This is a genomic window from Haloarcula sp. K1, from assembly GCF_001647155.1.
GTDB classification, from domain to species: Archaea; Halobacteriota; Halobacteria; order Halobacteriales; family Haloarculaceae; genus Haloarcula; species Haloarcula hispanica.
This window is the reverse complement of record NZ_LRHL01000023.1, coordinates 30,307-49,693: the sequence shown is the minus strand read 5'-3', so window position 1 is coordinate 49,693 and position 19,387 is coordinate 30,307. Positions and strand designations below refer to the sequence as shown.

The following is a 19,387-nucleotide window of genomic DNA, read 5'->3' as shown; positions in this document are numbered from 1 at the left end:
GTTTTAGACCGACTGCAGCGCTGTTTCTTCCGGTTCCTCGAACAGACTGGCGACCTGTTTCGTCGTCTCGGTGCGCTCGTGGGCGTTTTCCAGAAGCACGGTCTCGCTGGGGAACAACTGCTCGCCGAGTTCGAGGCCGTGGTCGCGCGCGGTCGACCCCGTGACGGTGAGGTAGACGCCGAGGCCGGTCGCCGCGATGTCTTCCTCTTCTTCGCCGCCCTCCGTCGGATAGGTAAAGGAAATGCCATCGAGCGCGCTGGTTCCGAGAACGGCTTCGACGAGCCGCTCGTAGCGCGGTGAGATGCAGAGTTCGCCCTCGTAGTTGGTGACGAAGGCCCGGTCGAGGGGGCCGTCCTGTGTGTCTATGACATCCGGCGTCGCCAGCAGGGTGTGGTACACCGTATCGCCCAGCCCGGTCACGACCCGTACGTCCGTATCCAGCGGGTCGATGCGGTCGTTGATTTCGTCGATGGCGGTCAGCGGTTCGTCCCGAAGCTGGACGACCTCTTCGAGAACGAGGTCGGCACTGTCGAACCCGAGCGCGAACTCGTGGGTCCGGAGCGCCCGGAACGGCTCCTCGCGACCGACCAGCTGGACGTCACCGTGTTCGGTCGGGACAGTGACGCTGTCGAAGACGATCCGCCGTGGCATCCCGTCGCGGTCGTCGCGGAGCAGCGTGTATTCTGGCTCGTATGGCTCATCGAGCGAGGAGTAGTCGCTGATGCGATGGTACACGTCGGCGACCGCGTCCTGGTTACCCTTGGTGACGGCTTTCTCGTAGCGAAGCGTCGAGATGATATCGTCGGCCAGGTCGGCGGTCCCCGTGCGCCCGGCGAGTCGCTCCAGCACTGCTTCGAGGGGCCGGCCCTTGCGCGGCACGGCCACTCTCGTCGTCGTCATTATGCAGGCACAGACGGGGGACCGGTAAAACGAGTTCGGTTATTCGCCGCCGCCGATAACCGACGACAGCTGTTCGCGCCACTGTTTGAGCTCTTCGATCTCCGATTCGGTTTCGTTGATCCGGTCGGCGAGTTCGCCGTCGTCGATCTCCTCGCGGACAGCTTCGATATCGTCTTCGAGGGCGTCAAGCTGCCCTTCGACGCTCTCGACATCCCCGGAGAGGTCGTCGACCTGATCGGAGGCGGACGTGGCTGCATCCGTCGCCGACTGGACCTCGTCCTCGAAATCCTCTAGAGTCGCTTCGAAGGAATCGAGGCGCTCGCCGAACTCCTGAATCATGTCCTCGCCGGTACCGTTCTCTTCGAGGAACTCCTCGAGAGCGTCGGTGTACGCACGGAGGTCCGCGACATCGCTCTGGATGCGCTGGATCCGGGCGTCGTTGACGCCGCCGGCGTCGCTGTCGTCCTCGGAGACGGCGTCGAGCGCACGCTTGAGGAGCTTCACGTCTTCGGGGGAGACGTTCTGATCGCGGATTTCCTGTGCCATCGTCGCGACGACAGCGCCGGATTGGACCTCGGAATCTGCCGGTGCGGCGTTGCTCTCTTCCGGGGCTTCGACGCTTGAGTCCGGGTTGTTCGGGTCCGAGAGGTCCAGCGTCTCGATGTCCTCGTCGTCATCGTCTTCCAGACCGGGAACGCTGTCGGCGTCACCGGCGATGACGTCCCGAACAGCCTCGTCGCCCCCACCGACGAGGTCTTCCTCGTCCTCGTCCAGAGGCGGGTTCACACTCTCGATTTCGGGTTCCGTCAGGAACTTCTCGACGTCGTCGGTGCCCGTCGCACGGATACCGTAGACGGTCGTGTAGTCAGCTTCGGGTTCGAGTTCCTTCTCGAAGGCGATCCGGTTTTCGTTGATGTCCCAGTACTCGCTGCCGTACTCGGGGTGAAAGCCCAGATCCTCGACTGCTACGTCTTCTGGAACGGTGTCGACTAGCCTGACCGTCACCGGAACAGACCGCCGTGAAGTGAGATTGAACGCTATCGCGGGTACGGGGAACTCGTCCGCCTCGAACCGCTTGGTCACTGTCACGCCATCTGCGGTGACAGTAACTTCGTCGTAGGCTTGCGAATTGCTCATGGTCTGTATGGTCTCAGCAATAGTATTAAAGGTACGTACCTGACCAACATTTACACCTTTTTTCTATACGATACTGATTAATATAATATAGAGACGTAACCTCAGTAACACGAACAGGACGTGAGCCAGCAAAGACGGACAGACCGTCCGTGCGACACTGGCAGACCGTTGTCAGTCGAGATCGTACCGGTCGCCGATTTCAACGATTGAAAGCGTCGAGGGATGCGCGAAGCTGTTGGCGTGGTTGTGCAGGACGGTCGGCTCCGTCGTCATCCCCTTCCACATGTCCCAGTGGGTTGGGACGAGGGTGTCCAGTTGGAGTTCGTTCGCGGCTTCGATAATCATGTTCTCGTCGTTGTACCACTGCGTTCGTGTGGGTTCGCCGGTCTCCTTGTCGTCGATCATCCCGACGGTCCCGAACGCGAGGACGCCGACGTCGATGTCGTAGCGCTCGCCGACAGTTTCGAACTCGCCGGGGCGGGCGTCGCCGCCGTGGAAGAACGTGCCGGATTCGTGTTCGAACACGTACGACACCGGATGCTCGGCGTCGGGATCGTTGGCCGGTTCGACGTGGACGGTCAAATCGCCGATTTCGAGCGTGTCACCCTCCGTGACTTCGTGCAGTTGATCGTCGGTGACGCTGTAGTTCTCCAGCCACGCTTCCTCCCGGATGACATCGTGACCGCTGTCGGTCGTGTAATAGTCCGCGCCCGTCCCGGCGAGAATCGGCGCTTGTGACGGCCCGTGAACGTGGTCGGTATGCTCGTGGGTGCCCAGAACCGCGTCGCACTCGGTGATGTCCTCGGGGTTGAACGGCACCGGGACCATCCGCACGGTCCGCGGGGGGTCGCCCGTGCCGAGATACGGGTCGATGAAGACGGTCGTTCCGCCGCTCGATTTCACGATGAAGCCGTTACAGCCCAGATACCAGATCGCCAGCCCGTCAGGCGTCGCCGACTCCACCGCACGCGGGAGCCAGTCGTCCCAATCAGATTCGACTGTCATGTGCAGAGATGCCACGCCCGGTCGCTAAGATGTTTCGAAGACGCCGGGTGTCTCCCGCTGTCTGAGAACGGAACCCTCGGTTTATTTCCCAGTTGGGAGAAATACGACCTGTATGTACGATCACATCCTCCTCGCCTCGGATGGGACAGAAGCCTCGACCAACGCCGAGTCCCACGCGATTGCCCTCGCAGCGGAACACGGCGCGGCCCTCCACGCGCTGTATGTCGTCGACGAAGACGTGTACACTGCCTACAGCGGCGACGAGTACGTCGACGAATCGGAGGGGCCGGAACACGGCCTCGAAGAGACGGGCCAGGAGACGCTGGCCCGGATACAGGATGACGCGGAGGCGTCCGGCGTCGACGTAACAACAACCCTGAAACACGGACGGCCTGCCGAATCCATCATCGCAACCGCCGACGAGGCGGACGTCGACCTGCTCGTCCTCGGGACGAAGCGGCGGCCGGCGGAGTACCGGAGTCTCCTCGGCAGCATCACCGACAAGGTGCTTCGGCTGACCGAGCGACCGGCGGTCGTGGTGAAAACCGAAGTCGAGGAGTGACAGCACAGCCCGGCCAGCGGGGCCGTGTCACTGACTGGCCATAACTGTCGGTGGAACAGTGCGGCTGACGGATGGTAGCTGTCGGCGTCATCTGCGTTCCTGACCGGTAGCTGCGGAGTCTTCGAAAAACGCGACCGCGAGAAGTACCGCTGTTCAGTCTTCGCAGCAACCGCCGGCTTTCTGGCCGAAGTCGACGGCCAGTTCCTCGGAGACGATCTCGTTGAGTTCCTGCAGGCGCAGTTCGAGTTCGTTCTGGGCCTCCAGATAGTCGCTCATCACCGGGATGTCGTGGAGTTCCTCCTGCTTCTGCTGGACCTTCCGGAGGTCCTCCTGAGAGGCGTTGCCGGTCTGGCGGGCGAGCATGAACTCCTCGCGGATCTGCTCGAACTCCTTGATGGCCGCCTGCGCCTCGTCGTGGTTCTCGACGGCGTCTTTCGTCTCCTTGAATCGCTGGTACACCGGTAGCTCGGCGATTGCCTCGCCGAACTCTGTAGCGAGCGCCTCGACGTGGTCACCGTCGATATCAGCGGCGGTATCGGTCTCGATGCTCATCACCGATTGGTATGGACTCGGGCGGTATAGGCCTGCCGAAATCGGGTTGTTTCAGGCGGGATAGCTGCCCAGTGCTGGTACGACAGGCTGCGTCTGTTACCCCGTGGGACTCTGTTCCAGTCGTGAATTCCCGCCTCTCCTCGGTGTCAATATGACGCCACTCAGTTATCAGCAGTTGTAATCGGCCAGAAATCATTTACCCGGTTCATTGCTGTTTACAATAATGGCTAAACAAGCTACAGCGGGGGAACTGCTGCCGGAGTCTATGGATAACAGCGAGGAGTTCTGGCTCCACGCGTTCGAGTCGCTTGTCGAGGAGCTACCGGAAGGGGCGTTCGTCGTCGACGCGGATGGCGATATCACACACTGGAACGAGACGGTTGAAAACCTGCTCGGGCTCCCGGCGAGCAAGGCGGTCGGGATGAACGCCTACGACGTGTTTGGCACGGAAGGCCAAGACGAGACGCTCGCCCAGGAGGTCATCAGAACCGGGGAGCCAGTCCGGGAAGACGAGTTCCGCTCGGCAGAACGACCCGACGGGACGATGGCACACGCGCGGGCAGTGGCGATCCCGCTCATGGGCCCCGGCGGGGACGCTATCGGTGCGCTAGAGCTACTGATCGATTTCAGCGATATCGTCGAACAGCGCGAAGCGCTCCAGAACCTCCAGTCTCAGATGGCGACGGACGTCGAGTCGGCGGTCGGCGAAATCAGCGACTCCGCCGCGGCCGTTACCGAGCAGTCCGACGAGATCAAAGACATGGCCGGCGAGCAGTCCGACAACCTCGACGAGGTCCAGTCCGAGGTCTCCGGGTTCAGCGCCACAGTCGAGGAAATCGCCTCCAGCGCCGAGGAAGTGAGCAGTCAGAGCGGCGAGGCCAGGGAGCTCGCCGAGGAGTCCGTCGAGACAGCCGAAGAAACCATCGAACGCGTCGAGGACGCGACTGAGTCCGCCGAACAGGTCGCGTCGGACTCGACGGAACTCCGCGGCCACATCGAGGAGATCGACGAGTTCGTCGAGGTCATCAACGACATCGCGGACCAGACGAACATGCTGGCGCTGAACGCCAACATCGAGGCCGCGCGGAGCAACAGCGACAGCGACGGGTTCGCGGTCGTCGCCGACGAGATCAAGGAACTGGCCGACGAGTCCAAACAGCACGCCGACGAGGTCGAGCGCATCGTCGGCGAGGTCCGCGAGATGGCCGACAACACCGCCGAAAACGTCGAAGAAACGACCGATGCGGTTCAGCAAGCCCTCACCGATCTGGAGACGGTGCTAGACAACCAGCAGGCCATCCTCGACGCGACCTCGGAGACGGAACAGGGTATCAGCGAGGTCGCGGAGGCGACGGACGACCAGGCCGCAAGCGCCGAAGAAATCGCCAGCATGATCGACGAGATCGCCCAGCGTGCCGCCGAGGTTTCCGAGTCTATCGACGAACTGGCTGACGCCAACGGGACGCAACACCAGATGGCTCGTGACTTAGAGGAGAACGTCGAGCGGGTCGAGCGACAGCTTGCCGAGATTATGGAGTAACTGTCGCTCGCCGAAACACGGGGGTTATGCCGCTCGAACCGATACAGGGTTGCAATGAGTCAAGAGCGGACTGACGGCGACCTCCGGAACACCGGACTGTCGCTCAAACACGACCGCGAGTGGGATTACGAGCTCGACCGAATCGTCGAAGCCGTCGAGGAGCGAGACGCCGAGAAGGTGGGACTGCAGTTCCCCGAGGGGCTGAAGCGCCGCGGCCCGGCCGTCGCCGATGACCTCCGCGAGAACCTCCCCGACGACGTGACGGTGCTGCTCTCGGGCCAGCCCTGTTACGGGGCCTGCGACCTCGACACGTACATGATGCGCCGGACGGACGTGTTCGTCCACTTCGGCCACTCGCCGATGAAGGAATCGGACAAGATCATCTACGTACCGCTGTTCTCGAACGTCGACGTCTTCCCCATCATGGAGCAGGCCCGCGAGGAACAGCTCGCGGACCCCGAAGAGGACCCCGACGTGGGGCTGGTAACGACGGCCCAGCATATGAACAAGTTCGACGAGATGCGCGAGTGGCTTGAGGAGCGCGGTTACACAGTCCACACGCGCCGGGGCGACGAGCGGCTCACCCACGAGGGCCAGGTGCTGGGCTGTAACTACGCCAGCGCCGACGTAGACGCCGACCAGATGCTGTACGTGGGTGGCGGGAAGTTCCACCCCCTCGGACTGGCGATGGAACACCCCGAGAAACACGTCGTCATCGCCGACCCGGTGAACAACGTCGTCACCGTCGCCGACACGGAGAAGTTCATGAAGCAACGCTACGGCGCGGTCCACCGCGCGATGGACGCCGAGTCCTGGGGCGTCATCTTCTGTACCAAGATCGGTCAGGGCCGCTGGGACAAGGCCCAGGAGATCGTCGACAACAACGAGAACGCCTACCTCATAACCATGGACGAGGTGACGCCGGACCGGCTGACGAACTTCGGGATGGACGCCTACGTCAACACCGGCTGTCCGCGCATCACCACCGACGACGGCCCGCAGTTCAAGAAGCCGATGCTCACGCCCGGCGAGTACGAGATCGCTATCGGCGAGAAACCGCTCGAATCCCTGGAGTTCGACACCTTTCACGGTACCTGGTAGCGCCAGTTTTCACCGCTGATAACAAGGGGCGTACTGTCTTGTAGCGCGGGCGCTGATACGGTCCATGGCTTCTACAGAGGACGCTGTTATCTATCAGGACGTTTTTGAGGCGAGTCCGGACCCGATTATGATCCACGACGCCGACACCGGAACCGTCGTCCGGGCCAACCAGGCCGCGGGCGCGCTCCTGGGGTGTACTCCGGACGACATCGTCGGGATGCACGTCGGCGAGTTCAGTCCGCCGGGGTTCTCCACGGCGGACGCAAACGACCTGATAGCCGAGGCAGCCACGTCAGGTTCGGCGCAGGTCGAGTGGGCAACGGAGGGACCCGACAGCACGGACCAACTGGTCGAGGTAACGCTCAAGCGAGCTGCTCTCGGCGACGAGACCCGTGTTGTGGCGTTCATTCACGATGTGACCAGCATCCGCGAGCGGGAACGAAAACACGCAGAACAGAGCGAACAGCTCCACACCCTGATGGGGAATCTCCCTGTCGTGGTGTTTACGCTAGACCCGGACGGCGTGTTCACGTATTCAGCCGGGAAGGGGCTGGAAGGGCTCGGAATGGAACCCGGCGACCTCGAAGGGACATCGGTGTTCGAGACGTACAGTGAGTATCCGGACATCATCACCGCCGTCGAGAAGGCCCTCGACGGGGAGGAAGTCCGCGTGACACAGGAAGTCGACAACCTCGTCTTCGAGACGTGGTATCGACCGGTGTTCGACGACAGCGGACAACTCAAACAGGTCGTCAGTGTAGCTAGAGATATCACCGCCCTCAAACGCCGCGAGGAGCGCGTCGAGGCGCTCAGCGACGCGACGAACGAATTGCTGTACAGCCGCACAGAGACTGCGGCCGCGGACACAGTCACACAGATTGCACAGCGTATCGTCGACCAGCCGCTCGCCGCGATATGGTCCCACGACAGCGGCGACGACACGCTCTATCCAATCGGCGCGACGGCAAAGGCGACCGACTTCGCCGGCGTGGAAACGGCGGCGGATCTCCCGCCGATGGGGCCAGACAGCGACGAGAACCGTATTTTCCACACCAGCGAGCCGACCGTTATCGAGGATTATCAAAAACTGTCGAACCCGTCAGCGCCGGCGATGCCGATGCGGACGCTCCTGTGTCTCCCGCTCGATGACCAGGGGATGCTGTGTATCGGGTCCGAGACCGTGGCGTCGTTCGACGGCGACGAGCGGTTCCTGCTTGAGATTCTCGCGAGTACGGCGGCTGCCGCGCTGGAGCGAATCGAACGCGAGACGCGGCTCAAATCGAAACAGGCCGAACTAGAGCGCTCGAACGAGGCGCTCCAGCAGTTCGCCTACATCGCGTCCCACGACCTGCAGGAACCGCTCCGGATGGTGTCGAGCTACGTCGACCTGTTGGACAGCGAATACGGCGACGACCTCGACGAGGAGGCCGCCGAGTACATGGCCTTCGCCGTCGACGGTGCCCACCGGATGCAGGAGATGGTCGACGCCCTGCTGCGGTACTCCCGCGTCGAGACGAAGGCGGGTGACTTCGAGGAGACGGACCCGGAAGCGGTCCTCGACCGGACGCTGGACGCCTTGCAGATGCGAATAGAGGAGGTGAACGCTACCATCACGGCAGAGTCACTGCCACGCGTCGACGCCGACTCGAACCAGGTCGGCCAAGTGTTCCAGAATCTGCTGGAAAACGCCATCGAGTACGCGACGGAGGCCGGCATCGAACCCCGTATCGAGGTCAGCGCGGAAGAAGACGACGGCATGGTGACGTTCACCGTCTCGGACAACGGGCCGGGGATTCCGGCGACGGACCGTGAGGAGGTGTTCGACATCTTCCACCGCGCCGGTGCCCACGACACGGAGGGCACCGGCATCGGGCTGGCCGTCTGCCAGCGAATCGTCCTGCGCCACGACGGCCGCATCTGGGTCGAACCGTCCGACGACGGCGCGATATTCAAATTTACGCTGCCCGCGGTGACGGAGGTGAATGGCGATGACTGACTCCAGCGAGGGGCGGCCGGTGGAGATTCTGCTGGCGGAGGACAACCCCGGCGATGTCAAACTGACCGAGAAAGCCCTAGAGAAGGGGAAGGTGCTGAACAACCTTCACGTCGTCAACGACGGCGTCGAGGCGCTTGCGTTCCTCCGGCAGGAAGGTGAGTACGGCGACGCACCGCGGCCGGACCTGCTGTTGCTCGATCTCAATATGCCCCGCAAAGGAGGGCAGGAAGTCCTCGAAGAGATGAAAGGCGACGAGTCGCTCCGGCGGATTCCGGTCGTCGTGCTGACCAGTTCCGAGGCGGAAGAGGACATCATCGAATCGTACGATCTCCACGCGAACGCCTACCTGACGAAACCGGTCGACTTCGACGGCTTCGTCGACATCGTGAGCAGCATTGAAGATTTCTTCCTTACGGTCGTCAAGCGGCCGCCGAAATAACGATGGCTGAGACGGTGCATCTCGACGTGCTCCTCGTCGAGGATAACCCGGGCGATGCCCGCCTCGTCGAGCATCACCTGAACTCGCCGGCGGTGGCGCACTTCGTCGACGACGTGACGGTTTCCCACGTCGAATCGCTTGCACCGGTCGCCGAGCATTCGGAGGCGGCCTACGACGTGGTACTGCTGGACCTCGGACTCCCCGAGTCAACAGGGCTTACGACCCTTGACCGGGCAACCGAGATCGTAGAGGGAGTGCCGATCATCGTCCTCACCGGGATGCAGGACCGGGAGGTGGCTATCGAAGCGATCAACCGGGGCGCACAGGACTACCTGCCGAAAGAGGACCTGGACGGCGACCGACTCGTGAGAGCGCTCCGGTATGCAGTCGTCAGGAGCCGCCAGCAGCGTGCCATTCAGCGCCAGACCGACCAGATGGACTTCTTCAACAGCATCCTGCAACACGACATCCTCAACGGGATGAACGTCATTCGGGCGCGGGGGGAACTGCTCGAAGACACGCTCGACAGCGAGGAGCGCGAGTATGCGTCGACTGTCGTCCAGTGGAGCGACGACCTCATCGAACTCACCGAGAAGGTCCGGGCGGTGCTTGAGACGGTTCACCGAAGAGGGCGAACGGGACCACGAGCACCGGGAGCTACAGGCTGTCCTCGACGATGCGGCGGACCGCGCCCGGTCAGTCAGCGACGACTGTACCGTTACTATCGAGCCACAGGCGGTCACTGTCGTCGCTGACGAGTTGCTCGATGACGTGTTCGGGAACCTCTTTCTGAACGCGGTCGAACACGCCGGACCAGACGTGACCATCGACGTGACGACAACGGTCAAGGAAGGCGTCGTGACCGTCTGTTTAGCGGACGACGGGGACGGGATTTCGAACAGCGAGGCCCGCCGCATCTTCGAACGTGGCGAGAAAGGGTCTGAGTCCGGCGGTACTGGCTTCGGCCTCTACTTCGTGGCCACGATGGTCCGGAGCTACGGCGGCGATGTCTGGGTCGAGGACAGCGACCTCGGTGGCGCAGCGTTTTACGTCGAACTCCCGCACGCGACTCTGTAGGGGTGGCTGCTTGTCACACCGTCATCGCTCGGGTGCATTTCAGCTCCTGAGAAACGGGTCCGAATCTTCAACTCCCGGGAGACCGAGTCACCTGCTATGGATGATCCGCTGGACTGTCCCGAGGGTAGCGACTCGGAGGACCGAGATCGCTATCTGGCAGCTATGCAGGACCTCACTGCAGCGATGGCGGCCAGCGGGACCTCGTTTCGGGAGCGTGTCGAGCCAGTCTTGGACGTCGGTCGAGAACACCTGGGGTTTCCGAACGGGCATATCGCGGTCGTCTCCGGCGACGAACACACAATTGTCGCCAGTAGCGGCCTGTCTTCGACGATTACGCCGGGGGACGAGACACCACTTTCCGAGACGTACTGCAGACACACCCTCGACGAATCCGGGATACACATCGTCACCAACGCGAGCGAGTCAATGTCGACTGACCCCGCCTACGAGCGGTTCGGACTGGAGGCGTACGTCGGCACAACGCTTCGGGCGGACGGGGCGGAGTACGGAACGCTGTGTTTCGTCAACGACAACGAGGCGATTTCGGAGTTCTCGGACTGGCAACAGACGCTGTTCGAGCATCTCACGCAGTGGGTCGAAGCGGAGATCGAACGCGAGCTAGCTGTCGACACACGCGAGCAGAGCCAGCAGCTGTTGGAAGCGACGTTCAACTCACCGGAGACGTTCATCGGTATCCTCGACGCTGACGGAAACCTCCTCAGGGCGAACGAAACAGCGCTCGGGTTCGTCGATGCTGATGACGAAGCCATATTCGGGGAACCGTTCTGGGACACGCCCTGGTGGAACCACAATGAGGCAGTGGCGTACCGTTGCCAGGATGCTGTCGAGCGGGCGATGGACGGTGAGATGGTCAGGTTCGAGGCCGAGCATATCGGCGCAGACGGCCAGCGGATCTCGACCGCTGTCGTGGCCCGACCAGTAGCGGTCGACGGTACCGTGCAGAAAATAATCGTCGAGGGGACAGACATCACGGATCTCAAGCGCCGCGAAGAGCAGATGGAGTTTTTCAACAGCATCCTCAGACACGATATCCTCAACGGGATGACCGTCATCGAAGCGCGTGCGGAAACGCTTGCAGACGCACTCGGCGGGACACAGGCGACGTACGCCGAAACGATTCTGGACTGGAGTCGGGATATCGTCGACCTCACACAGAAGGTCCGGAGCGTGCTGAGCACGATGTCTGACGACGGCCTGACCGAGGCAGAGACGATCGCACTGGGGCCGGTCGTCGAAGGGGCCACGAGAAAAGCGGCCTCGATGGACGAGGACTGCACACTCAAAACAGACATCCCTGACGGCATCGAGGTCGTGGCTGACGACCTCCTCGACGATGTTGTCGGGAACATCTTGACGAACGCCGTCGAACACGGCGGTTCAGGCACCACAATCGAGGTGACGACGGAACGCGTCGACTCGATGGTCCACCTTCGCATCGCGGACGACGGCCCCGGGATACCGCCCGAAGAGCGCGACGCTATCTTCGAGAAGGGGGAGCGGGGAACCGAGTCGACGGGGACTGGGTTCGGACTCTACTTCGTGTCGGTGATGGTCGAGAGCTACGGCGGCGACATCTGGGTGGAAGAAAGCGACCTCGGCGGCAGCGAATTCGTCGTCGCACTCCCATCTGAATAACTACTGGGCATTTCCAAACGTTTTTGAATGAATCGGGCGTATCTCCAGTAATGCCGACAAAGAGTGCGCTCGCCCAGCAACTCGCCGTTGTCGCCGGGTTCGACAACCCACGGGCCAGTCTCGAACAGTACCGGACGCCGCCGGACCTGGCGGCGCATCTGGTCCATACTGCGGACCTCCAGGACGATATCCAGGGACAGACGGTCGTCGACCTCGGCTGTGGCACCGGGATGCTGGCGCTGGGTGCAGCGCTGCGGTCGCCGGCACGGGTGGTCGGGCTAGATATCGACCCCGCACCGCTGTCGACGGCGCGCGAAAACGAGCGGAAGGTCGGGTCGACGACGCCAGTGTCGTGGGTTCGAGCGGATGCCACCACAGCCCCGCTGTGTCCGCCCACCGAGGAAACCACCGTCGTGATGAACCCACCCTTCGGCGCGCAGTCGGACAACGAACATGCCGACCGTCGGTTCCTCGAAACCGCCGCGTCCATCACGGGCGTCTCCTACTCGATTCACAACGAGGGGAGCCAGTCGTTCGTCGAGTCCTTCGCCGCCGACAACGGCGGCGAGGTGACCCACGCCTTCGAGACGGAGTTCGACCTACCGCGACAGTTCGAGTTCCACGAATCGGACCGGCAGGCGATCACCGCGGAAGTGTACCGCATCGACTGGACCTAGTTCCGCGCCGCTTGCTGGCGACGCTCCGCGATCTTGACGCGAGTGCCGTCGGTCCGTGCGTACAGCCGCGAGCGGTTCCGCTCGAAGGTCAGCCCGCCGATCCGCGCCCGCGTCATGTTCGCCGGGAGCGGTGCCTGCCCGACCGTTTCGTTCCCCCGTGTTACGCTCACGTCGAACCCGTTCTGCTGGGCAGCCACTGTCACGTTCCGCCCGTCCAGTATCACGTCCGCCGTCGACGGCTCCGAGGTGTAGGCCGTCCGGGGCTGGCCGCCCTCACGCCTGAGTTGGACCCGATAGACGCTGTCGTTGCCGAGCACCGACCAGTCCGTCCGGTTCGCGTAGACCGACTCGCGCCAGGTCGCCCCGCCGACCGTGACTCGCTCCTTGCCGTTGACCGCGAGCCGGCCCGGCTGGACGGCGGCGATCCAGACCTCACGCTCCGCGCTGGCGACGATGACACCGCTGGCGTTGACGCTCGCCCCCTCCCGCTGCGTTGGGACCCAGATGCTCTCGAAGTACGCGTTGGGCACGTTCTCGTCGTAGGTCACCACGTAGTCTCTGACCTCGATGCCGCCTTCAGGGAGCTGGTCGTCCTGCAGGTCGACGACGTTCGTCGGGACGGCCGCGAGACTCAGTGCGCCGAGGACGACGAGCAGGACCACCACTGCGAGTGAGGCCGGGCGACGATCGAATCCAGGGCGGAATTCGCGGTCGGAGCCGACGGTCGCTGCTGCGACGACGAGCGCCAGAACGAACACCAGCGCCGTCCCGGCCCAGCGGAACAGCCGAAACCGGCCGCCGCCAAGCGGTATGTACACCGCCCAAAGTCCCTGCGCGACGGCGAACACGAGCGTCGCAAAGAACACCCGGAGCGTGTCGGGGCGTTCGTCCCGGTTCCACAGTAGCGCGAGGGCCACGATGACGCCAGCCAAGATACCGATAGCGTGCCCCTGGATGGCGATGTTGGACCACCACGGCGTCACAAAGCGGGTCTGGCCCGAGGCCGTCGACACCGGGTAGCGAAGCGCCGAATACAGGAGGTCGAGTACGCGGTTCCCGAGAAACGCGCCGAGAAACAGCGTCGGCCGCGTCACGAGTGCGAACCCGGCTATGGCAAACACCACGCCGGAAAAGCCCACAATCGGACCGATAGCGAACACCGCGGAGAACACGCCCACGACGAACATGGCGACGGGAACGGCCAGAATCCGGGCGAGCGGGTTCGTCCGCAGCGACGTGAAGGTCTGGACGCCACGCTTGCGGGGGTAGTGGCCCCAGACGTACTCCGCGACTGTCCCGTACACCAGCGTGCCCATGAGGTTCCCCGTGATGTGCCCCTGACTGCCGTGGGTGAACGCCCCGGTGAGCATCCCGAACGGGTAGAAGTACGACCACGTCCGGAACGGCGTGACAAGCGGGTTCCGCGGGTGCCACCACGCGCCCTGCAGGAACAGATACACCGCCAGGACGCCGGCCATCGTCAGCAGCGTCCCCCACGGAACGCCGAGGAAGAGGCGCGCCCGTATGCCGTCGCCAGGTCGCGCGGCCGACAGGCGGCGGACGGCAACGAGGACGGCGAGCACCACAATGAGGACGACCGCTTCCTGCCACGGGAGCCACGCGGGCATGGCCGGCGTCGGCAGCGACTGCATCATTCATGCACAGTTCAGGTACGGGACGGCTTATGGATGGCGGCAGGTGTCACTCTAAAGCAGTGACGAACGGGGAGCGGACCGGAATCAGGCAACCGTGCCAGCCAGATACGTCACCTCAAAACAGGGACATACCGACGCTGTACGGCCACGACGTGCCGGCCACTGCAAGCAGGGACAGCGCGCCGCCGGCGAGGGCGACGTTCTTGAGGAACTGCGTCATCTCGTCCTGTACTTGGTCGTCCGGAACCGCCCAGAAGTCGTGCATGGTGACGGCGGAGACGACGAGGAACGTCGCCAGCGCCCCGGCTGCGATGACGGGGTACGCACCGAGGATAACGAGGATACCGCTGACGAGGAGCAGTCCGCCGCTCCCGTAGACCGACGCCACCGGTGCCGGGAGCCCCTTTGCCTCCGCGTAGGGGGCCATCTGTCCGGCGTTCTGGAAGTGGTTCAGACCCATGAACGCAAGCACCCCGCCGAACAGGAGTCGGCCCAGCAGGAACAGTTCGCCCGCACCAGCGGACTCGAACGCCATCAGGCGCTCACCGCCGGTACAGGAGTGGTTTCGCTACGAGACTGTCGAACCGCGATTGGTAGTTTCATTACGTTACTTGGTTCGTATGCGAACCTATTTGTACGTTCCCGGACAAGGGAGATACCAGGTAGCACCGATGTCATCTGAAGTATTCACCACCGCGGACGAGGAGGAAGAGAGCGGGCCGTGTGCCGTCATCGAGTCGCTGGAACAGATCGGGTCGCGCTGGCGGCTGGTCGTGCTCCACGAACTCCAGAACGGTGAACAGCGGTTCAACGAACTCAAGCGCGCCACCGACGCCAGCTCCCGAACCCTCTCGCGGGTCCTCGACGACCTCCAGGAGATGGACTTCGTCGACCGGCGGCTCGAAGAGGACGCCCCCGTCGCGACGTACTACCAGCTCACGCCCAAGGGCGAATCCCTCTGTCCAGTGTTCGACGAAATCGAGGACTGGGCCGAGGAGTGGCTGGCCGGTTGCCAGAGCTGATCCGACAACGCAGACTTTTCTATCCCCCGGCCCCATCGCTTTACCAATGGGAGTACGGCCACCAGCCGATAACAGCGACGAGCCAGACGTCATCGAGTTCGGTATCGCGGCACTCGACGCCCGCCTGTCGGACGTGGACATCGAGTATCCCGCGACGGCGAGGGAGGTCCGGGACGCCGCCGGCCACATCGCGGTCCCGTTCGACGCGTCGGGCCACTCGATGACCGTCGCCGAGGCACTCGAGGAGACGACCGCCACGGAGTTCGACAACGAGCAGGAGCTACTCAACGACCTTCATCCGATATTCGAACGGAAACGGGAAGCCACCAGAAACAGTATTCTCTCCCAGCTACGCGCGCTGGTCCCGTTCTGAGCTACTCGTCGGAACTGTGGGAGGACACCGCCGGCTCTGTCTCTATGTCGCTGTCTCCGGTGTCTTCCGCGTCGCCCTTCTTGCCGTGCTCTGCGTCGCCGACCCGCTGGTCGTCGAACACATCCACCGGCCGACTACGGCTCTCGTGTGTGAGCTGGACTGCGATGTCCTCTAACCGGCGCGTCTGCTCGCGATTCACCGCCACGAGCATATCCGATAGGACGCCGAACATGAGGAGCTGAATCCCCAGTAGAATGGCGAACGAGCCGACAACGGCGATCACCTCGTGTGAGATACTGTTGACGACCCAGTCGTAGGCCACGTACGCTCCAAGTAGGAACCCGACCACGGTGCTCCCGAGGCCCACGCTTCCGAAGTAAAACAGCGGATTGTTCGTCTTCGCCATTTGGTACAGCGTCAGGATGATCGTCGCGCCGTCCCGGAACGGACGGAGGTTCGTGTCGGACTCGTCTGGTCGGGGCTGATAGGTGATCGGCACCACCGCCGTCGAGACGTTATGTTTGACACACTCGACGGCCATCTCCGTCTCGATACCGAAGCCAGACGCCGTCAGCGAACTCCGCTGGAACGACTGACGCGTGAACGCTCGATACCCCGAGAGGATGTCGGTGAGGTCCCGTCCGTGAATCGTTTCGAAGGCCCTGTTGATGATGCGGTTGCCGATCTGGTTCAGCTTCGTCATCGCGCCGGGTTGCATATCCGCGAACCGGTTCCCGATGACGTGGGCAGCCTGACCCGACAACAGCGGCTTGAGGAGCCTGTCCGCCTCGTCGGGCCGATAGGTCGCGTCCCCATCGGCCATCAGGACGTACGGCTGCTCGATGTGGCGCGTCACCGCCTCCCTGACGGCCTGCCCCTTCCCCGAGCCGGACTGTTCGACGACCCGCGCGCCGGCCGCTTCGGCGATGTCCTGTGTCCCGTCGGTTGACCCACCGTCGATGACGAGGACGTCGTCGAAGCCCTGCTCGCGGAACCCGGACACGACCGACTCGATAGTCTCAGCCTCGTTGAATGTCGGCAACAGTATACAGACGTCGTCTCGGTCGGCCATTGATTCAACGTCATCCACGCGAAGGCAAATAAATGCGGGTCTGGCCGCGTGCGGATTCTGTTTTAAGTTCCCGCGGTCATCGGCAAGCAAGCGGCGACAGTCGGAAGCAACTGATAACAGCCGTGTCAGTCGTCGCGTTGCTCGCTCATGTGCTCCCAGACCTCCGCGCAGCCACAGCCGTCTTCGATGTCTGCCAGGTGATCGTCTTCTTCGGTCTGGGATGTCGCAGTCATGTTACTCACTCTGCGAGTAACTACTCACAGCCACCCACTAATAGGTTCCGGCGACGGGCGACGCGTTTTACATCCCCTGCCACACATGAGCGTGTATGAGCGACCCTGCGGACGTGTTCGACCTGGTCGGGCTGACCGAATACGAGGCGACGGCGCTGGAACAGTTGCTCTCGCTCGGCCGGACGACGGCCCCGAATCTCGCTGAAGCGAGCGGCATCCCGAAGGCCCGCGTCTACGGCGTGCTGGAGGCGCTGTCCGACCGCGGCTTCATCAAGGTGATTCCCGGTCGTCCCAAGGAATACCAGCCGAAATCGCCCGGCGAAATCCTCGACCGGGCGGTCGAGAACCACAGACAGTCATACGAATCGTTCGCCGCCGACATCGACTCCTACCGCGATGCGTTCCTCGCCGAGTACGAACCGCGGTTCGACCGCGCCAGCGAGGACATCTCGCCGACGGCCGAACTGTTCCACGTCGTCGACGTGGGTGAACCGAGCGAACGCGAGACCAGACGGCTATACGACGACGCCGCCGAGACGCTTCGGGTTATCACCAATAGCTTCGCCTACCTCGACAACGTCGAGCGTGCACTGGCCAAGACACTCGACCGTGGGGTCGAAGTCAGCGTTCTCTTCCTGCATCCCGACGAACTCCCACCGGAGAAGGCAGCCATCCAGGCTGACATCGTCGAGCGGCTGACGGCGGAGTTCCCCGCTGTCGACCTGCGGTTCAGCACGGAGAAACTCCCCTGGCGCGGCACGCTCGTCGACCCGAGCATGGACTACGACAGCGGCGAGGCGATTCTACTGGTCGAGGAGCCGGACGTTCCCAACCACATGCGCCAGGCCGCGATTACGGACAACGGGTCGTTCGTCGCCGGGATGAAGCGGTACTTCGATCTGATCTGGGAGTACGAGAGCGTCGAAACGGCCCATCAGACGTAGCCGAGGTCTTCCAGCCGCTGGTACGTCCCGTCGTCGAGGTCGTCGAAGTCCTCGCCCGCCGTCTTGACGTCGAGTTCCTCTATCGATTCGAATGCGCTGTCGACGTGTTCCGCACCGCCGTCGGACACTTTGTACGACGTCTGGGCGTCGCGGCTGACGACGGTGGCGGCGCGGTCGCGGTTAGTACAGTACTTGACAACTCCCTCACTGTCGTCTTTGAACACCGCTCGCGACGTGGCGGTCCACGGCGACAGGTCCCCGACGTACGCACCGGCGCGTTCCTGCAGCGGCTCGTCGAGGCCGACCGCAGTAGCGAGGACCGGTCCGTCGGGACAGAAGCCGGCAGTCTGTTGATCGTCGGCCCGAAGCCGGTTCACGACCCGCGGAAATTCGACCAGCGACGCGGGACGGTCGACCCGATGAGACTCGGTCTGGCCCGGATAGCGCACGATGAGCGGGACGTGGAGTACGCTGTCGTGAATCGCGACGCCGTGTTCGGCGACCCGGACACCCGGCCGAACGTCGCTCTGTTCGCCGAAGCCCTCGCCGTGATCGCTCGTGATGACGAGAAGCGTGTCATCAAGCTCACCACGCCGTTCGAGCGACGAAACGAGCCGTTCGAGTTCCGCGTCCATCTGGCGAATCCCCCCGTCGTACAGCGACTCGACCGCCTTCTTCTGCCACCACGGGCGGTGTCCGCCGTTGAAGTCCCACTTCTGGTCCTCGAAGGAAGCCTGCAACGACGACGCCTCCGAGCCCCCCCACTGGTCGTAGTCCGGCATCGGTTCGTACGGAATGTGGGCGTCCATCAGGTTGAGACACGCCGCCCACGGCCCGTCCTGTCGGTCGCTCCAGTCCAGCAGCGAATCCACGTAGACGTCCGCCGGCGTCGATGCTCTGACGCTATCCGGGAGGAACCGCTTGTAATCGGACTGGAGTTTCGTCGCCACACCGTTTGCCAGCGACCGGAGCGGCGCGTCGTCTGTCAGCGCGAGTCTGACGAACTCCGCGTACTGTCCCCGTCCCTCGTTCGAGACAAACTCGTGGGGGTTGACTGCGCCCGGGAACGGGACGTTCCGCGCCCCGACGATCTCGTCAAACCCGTCCCGGAGTCCGACATCGACGGCCGTCAGCCAGTCATTTTCGGTGAACACGCCGGTGCTGTACCCGTCTTCTCGCAGCTGTGCGAAGACTGACGCCGACGGGTCGAGCCGATGCCCCGCCGAGACGACACCGTGTTCTTCGACGTGTAACCCGGAGAAAATGCTCGCATGGCTCGTGACGCTCCGCGCACCAGGCGCTCGGGCCTGCTCGTACAGCGTCGCCCGCCCTGTGGCGAACGAGTCCAGAAACGGCGTCGTCTCGTTGACGTGGCCGTAGGCGCTGAGGTTCTGTGCACGGACGCTGTCGAGGATGACCAGCAAGATGTTTGGATCGCCCGACATG

At 63.2% G+C, this 19,387-nt stretch carries 18 protein-coding genes and 1 pseudogene; 11 read left to right on the top strand and 8 right to left on the bottom strand.

Features of this window, described 5'->3' with window-relative positions; genetic code table 11:
- Positions 1-3 precede the first annotated feature (3 nt).
- The 3 genes from AV929_RS07785 to AV929_RS07775 all read right to left on the bottom strand — a co-directional run bounded on the left by AV929_RS07785 (position 4) and on the right by AV929_RS07775 (position 3,042).
- Entirely contained in the window at positions 4-900 is an 897-nt protein-coding gene (locus AV929_RS07785) for a hypothetical protein (RefSeq protein ID WP_064287921.1), read from the bottom strand.
- A 39-nt stretch (positions 901-939) separates the two neighbouring features.
- Positions 940-2,037 carry a hypothetical protein gene (locus tag AV929_RS07780; protein WP_050037866.1) on the bottom strand — a complete coding sequence of 366 codons (1,098 nt, stop codon included), beginning with the start codon at positions 2,035-2,037 and terminating at the stop codon, positions 940-942.
- A gap of 171 nt (positions 2,038-2,208) precedes the next feature.
- Entirely contained in the window at positions 2,209-3,042 is an 834-nt protein-coding gene (locus AV929_RS07775; protein WP_050037865.1) for an MBL fold metallo-hydrolase, read from the bottom strand.
- Positions 3,043-3,154: 112 nt separating this feature from the next.
- On the opposite strand from AV929_RS07775, the gene AV929_RS07770 reads away from it, so the two are divergent.
- A complete protein-coding gene (locus AV929_RS07770) occupies positions 3,155-3,604 on the top strand; it encodes a universal stress protein (RefSeq protein WP_050037864.1) in 450 nt (149 codons plus the stop codon).
- 153 nt (positions 3,605-3,757) lie between these two features.
- On the opposite strand, the gene AV929_RS07765 is transcribed toward AV929_RS07770, so the two are convergent.
- Complete coding sequence (locus AV929_RS07765; RefSeq protein WP_008309674.1) at positions 3,758-4,156, bottom strand: YlbF family regulator; 399 nt, start codon at positions 4,154-4,156, stop codon at positions 3,758-3,760.
- Positions 4,157-4,421: 265 nt separating this feature from the next.
- Here AV929_RS07765 and AV929_RS07760 point away from each other — a divergent pair, with 265 nt between their 5' ends.
- The 7 genes and pseudogenes from AV929_RS07760 (at position 4,422) to AV929_RS07730 (ending at position 12,642) form a co-directional block, all read left to right on the top strand.
- Positions 4,422-5,696: a methyl-accepting chemotaxis protein gene (locus AV929_RS07760; RefSeq protein WP_050038286.1), complete on the top strand. Its 1,275-nt coding sequence runs from the start codon at positions 4,422-4,424 to the stop codon at positions 5,694-5,696.
- Positions 5,697-5,750: 54 nt separating this feature from the next.
- Positions 5,751-6,797, top strand: coding sequence for a diphthamide biosynthesis enzyme Dph2 (gene dph2, locus AV929_RS07755; protein WP_050037863.1), 1,047 nt, complete (start codon positions 5,751-5,753; stop codon positions 6,795-6,797).
- Positions 6,798-6,861: 64 nt separating this feature from the next.
- Positions 6,862-8,793, top strand: coding sequence for an ATP-binding protein (locus AV929_RS07750; RefSeq protein WP_064287920.1), 1,932 nt, complete (start codon positions 6,862-6,864; stop codon positions 8,791-8,793).
- A complete protein-coding gene (locus tag AV929_RS07745) occupies positions 8,786-9,232 on the top strand; it encodes a response regulator (RefSeq protein WP_008309678.1) in 447 nt (148 codons plus the stop codon). The genes AV929_RS07750 and AV929_RS07745 overlap by 8 nt, the downstream gene beginning before the upstream one ends.
- A gap of 2 nt (positions 9,233-9,234) precedes the next feature.
- Positions 9,235-10,309, top strand: a pseudogene (locus tag AV929_RS07740) (ATP-binding protein).
- Positions 10,310-10,405: 96 nt separating this feature from the next.
- Positions 10,406-11,965, top strand: coding sequence for an ATP-binding protein (locus AV929_RS07735; RefSeq protein ID WP_064287919.1), 1,560 nt, complete (start codon positions 10,406-10,408; stop codon positions 11,963-11,965).
- Between the two features lie 50 nt (positions 11,966-12,015).
- Entirely contained in the window at positions 12,016-12,642 is a 627-nt protein-coding gene (locus tag AV929_RS07730; protein WP_008309681.1) for an METTL5 family protein, read from the top strand.
- Here the strand turns inward: AV929_RS07730 and AV929_RS07725 are convergent.
- Positions 12,639-14,297 carry a rhomboid family intramembrane serine protease gene (locus tag AV929_RS07725; protein WP_064287918.1) on the bottom strand — a complete coding sequence of 553 codons (1,659 nt, stop codon included), beginning with the start codon at positions 14,295-14,297 and terminating at the stop codon, positions 12,639-12,641. The two genes, AV929_RS07730 and AV929_RS07725, sit on opposite strands and share 4 nt — an antisense overlap.
- 115 nt (positions 14,298-14,412) lie before the next feature.
- Positions 14,413-14,832: a DoxX family protein gene (locus AV929_RS07720; protein WP_004962204.1), complete on the bottom strand. Its 420-nt coding sequence runs from the start codon at positions 14,830-14,832 to the stop codon at positions 14,413-14,415.
- 136 nt (positions 14,833-14,968) lie between these two features.
- Here AV929_RS07720 and AV929_RS07715 point away from each other — a divergent pair, with 136 nt between their 5' ends.
- Together AV929_RS07715 and AV929_RS07710 are read left to right on the top strand one after the other, a co-directional pair.
- On the top strand, positions 14,969-15,319 hold the full coding sequence (locus AV929_RS07715; RefSeq protein ID WP_014040094.1) for a helix-turn-helix domain-containing protein: 351 nt from the start codon (positions 14,969-14,971) through the stop codon (positions 15,317-15,319).
- A gap of 46 nt (positions 15,320-15,365) precedes the next feature.
- On the top strand, positions 15,366-15,692 hold the full coding sequence (locus AV929_RS07710) for a hypothetical protein (RefSeq protein WP_008309691.1): 327 nt from the start codon (positions 15,366-15,368) through the stop codon (positions 15,690-15,692).
- A gap of 1 nt (position 15,693) precedes the next feature.
- Here the strand turns inward: AV929_RS07710 and aglJ are convergent, their stop codons facing one another.
- Positions 15,694-16,764, bottom strand: a complete 1,071-nt coding sequence (aglJ, locus tag AV929_RS07705) for an S-layer glycoprotein N-glycosyltransferase AglJ (protein ID WP_064287917.1) — start codon at positions 16,762-16,764, stop codon at positions 15,694-15,696.
- Positions 16,765-17,092: 328 nt separating this feature from the next.
- On the opposite strand from aglJ, the gene AV929_RS07700 reads away from it, so the two are divergent.
- A complete protein-coding gene (locus AV929_RS07700; protein ID WP_014040092.1) occupies positions 17,093-17,941 on the top strand; it encodes a TrmB family transcriptional regulator in 849 nt (282 codons plus the stop codon).
- On the opposite strand, the gene AV929_RS07695 is transcribed toward AV929_RS07700, so the two are convergent.
- Positions 17,932-19,386, bottom strand: a complete 1,455-nt coding sequence (locus AV929_RS07695) for a sulfatase (protein ID WP_064287916.1) — start codon at positions 19,384-19,386, stop codon at positions 17,932-17,934. The two genes, AV929_RS07700 and AV929_RS07695, sit on opposite strands and share 10 nt — an antisense overlap.
- Position 19,387: the final 1 nt, after the last annotated feature.

Coding starts and splice junctions, on each gene's coding strand:
- AV929_RS07785 (WP_064287921.1), bottom strand. CDS start 900: ATGACGACGACGAGAGTGGCCGTGCCGCGCAAGGGCCGGCCCCTCGAA.
- AV929_RS07780 (WP_050037866.1), bottom strand. CDS start 2,037: ATGAGCAATTCGCAAGCCTACGACGAAGTTACTGTCACCGCAGATGGC.
- AV929_RS07775 (WP_050037865.1), bottom strand. CDS start 3,042: ATGACAGTCGAATCTGATTGGGACGACTGGCTCCCGCGTGCGGTGGAG.
- AV929_RS07770 (WP_050037864.1), top strand. CDS start 3,155: ATGTACGATCACATCCTCCTCGCCTCGGATGGGACAGAAGCCTCGACC.
- AV929_RS07765 (WP_008309674.1), bottom strand. CDS start 4,156: ATGAGCATCGAGACCGATACCGCCGCTGATATCGACGGTGACCACGTC.
- AV929_RS07760 (WP_050038286.1), top strand. CDS start 4,422: ATGGATAACAGCGAGGAGTTCTGGCTCCACGCGTTCGAGTCGCTTGTC.
- dph2 (WP_050037863.1), top strand. CDS start 5,751: ATGAGTCAAGAGCGGACTGACGGCGACCTCCGGAACACCGGACTGTCG.
- AV929_RS07750 (WP_064287920.1), top strand. CDS start 6,862: ATGGCTTCTACAGAGGACGCTGTTATCTATCAGGACGTTTTTGAGGCG.
- AV929_RS07745 (WP_008309678.1), top strand. CDS start 8,786: ATGACTGACTCCAGCGAGGGGCGGCCGGTGGAGATTCTGCTGGCGGAG.
- AV929_RS07735 (WP_064287919.1), top strand. CDS start 10,406: ATGGATGATCCGCTGGACTGTCCCGAGGGTAGCGACTCGGAGGACCGA.
- AV929_RS07730 (WP_008309681.1), top strand. CDS start 12,016: ATGCCGACAAAGAGTGCGCTCGCCCAGCAACTCGCCGTTGTCGCCGGG.
- AV929_RS07725 (WP_064287918.1), bottom strand. CDS start 14,297: ATGATGCAGTCGCTGCCGACGCCGGCCATGCCCGCGTGGCTCCCGTGG.
- AV929_RS07720 (WP_004962204.1), bottom strand. CDS start 14,832: ATGGCGTTCGAGTCCGCTGGTGCGGGCGAACTGTTCCTGCTGGGCCGA.
- AV929_RS07715 (WP_014040094.1), top strand. CDS start 14,969: ATGTCATCTGAAGTATTCACCACCGCGGACGAGGAGGAAGAGAGCGGG.
- AV929_RS07710 (WP_008309691.1), top strand. CDS start 15,366: ATGGGAGTACGGCCACCAGCCGATAACAGCGACGAGCCAGACGTCATC.
- aglJ (WP_064287917.1), bottom strand. CDS start 16,764: ATGGCCGACCGAGACGACGTCTGTATACTGTTGCCGACATTCAACGAG.
- AV929_RS07700 (WP_014040092.1), top strand. CDS start 17,093: ATGAGCGACCCTGCGGACGTGTTCGACCTGGTCGGGCTGACCGAATAC.
- AV929_RS07695 (WP_064287916.1), bottom strand. CDS start 19,386: ATGTCGGGCGATCCAAACATCTTGCTGGTCATCCTCGACAGCGTCCGT.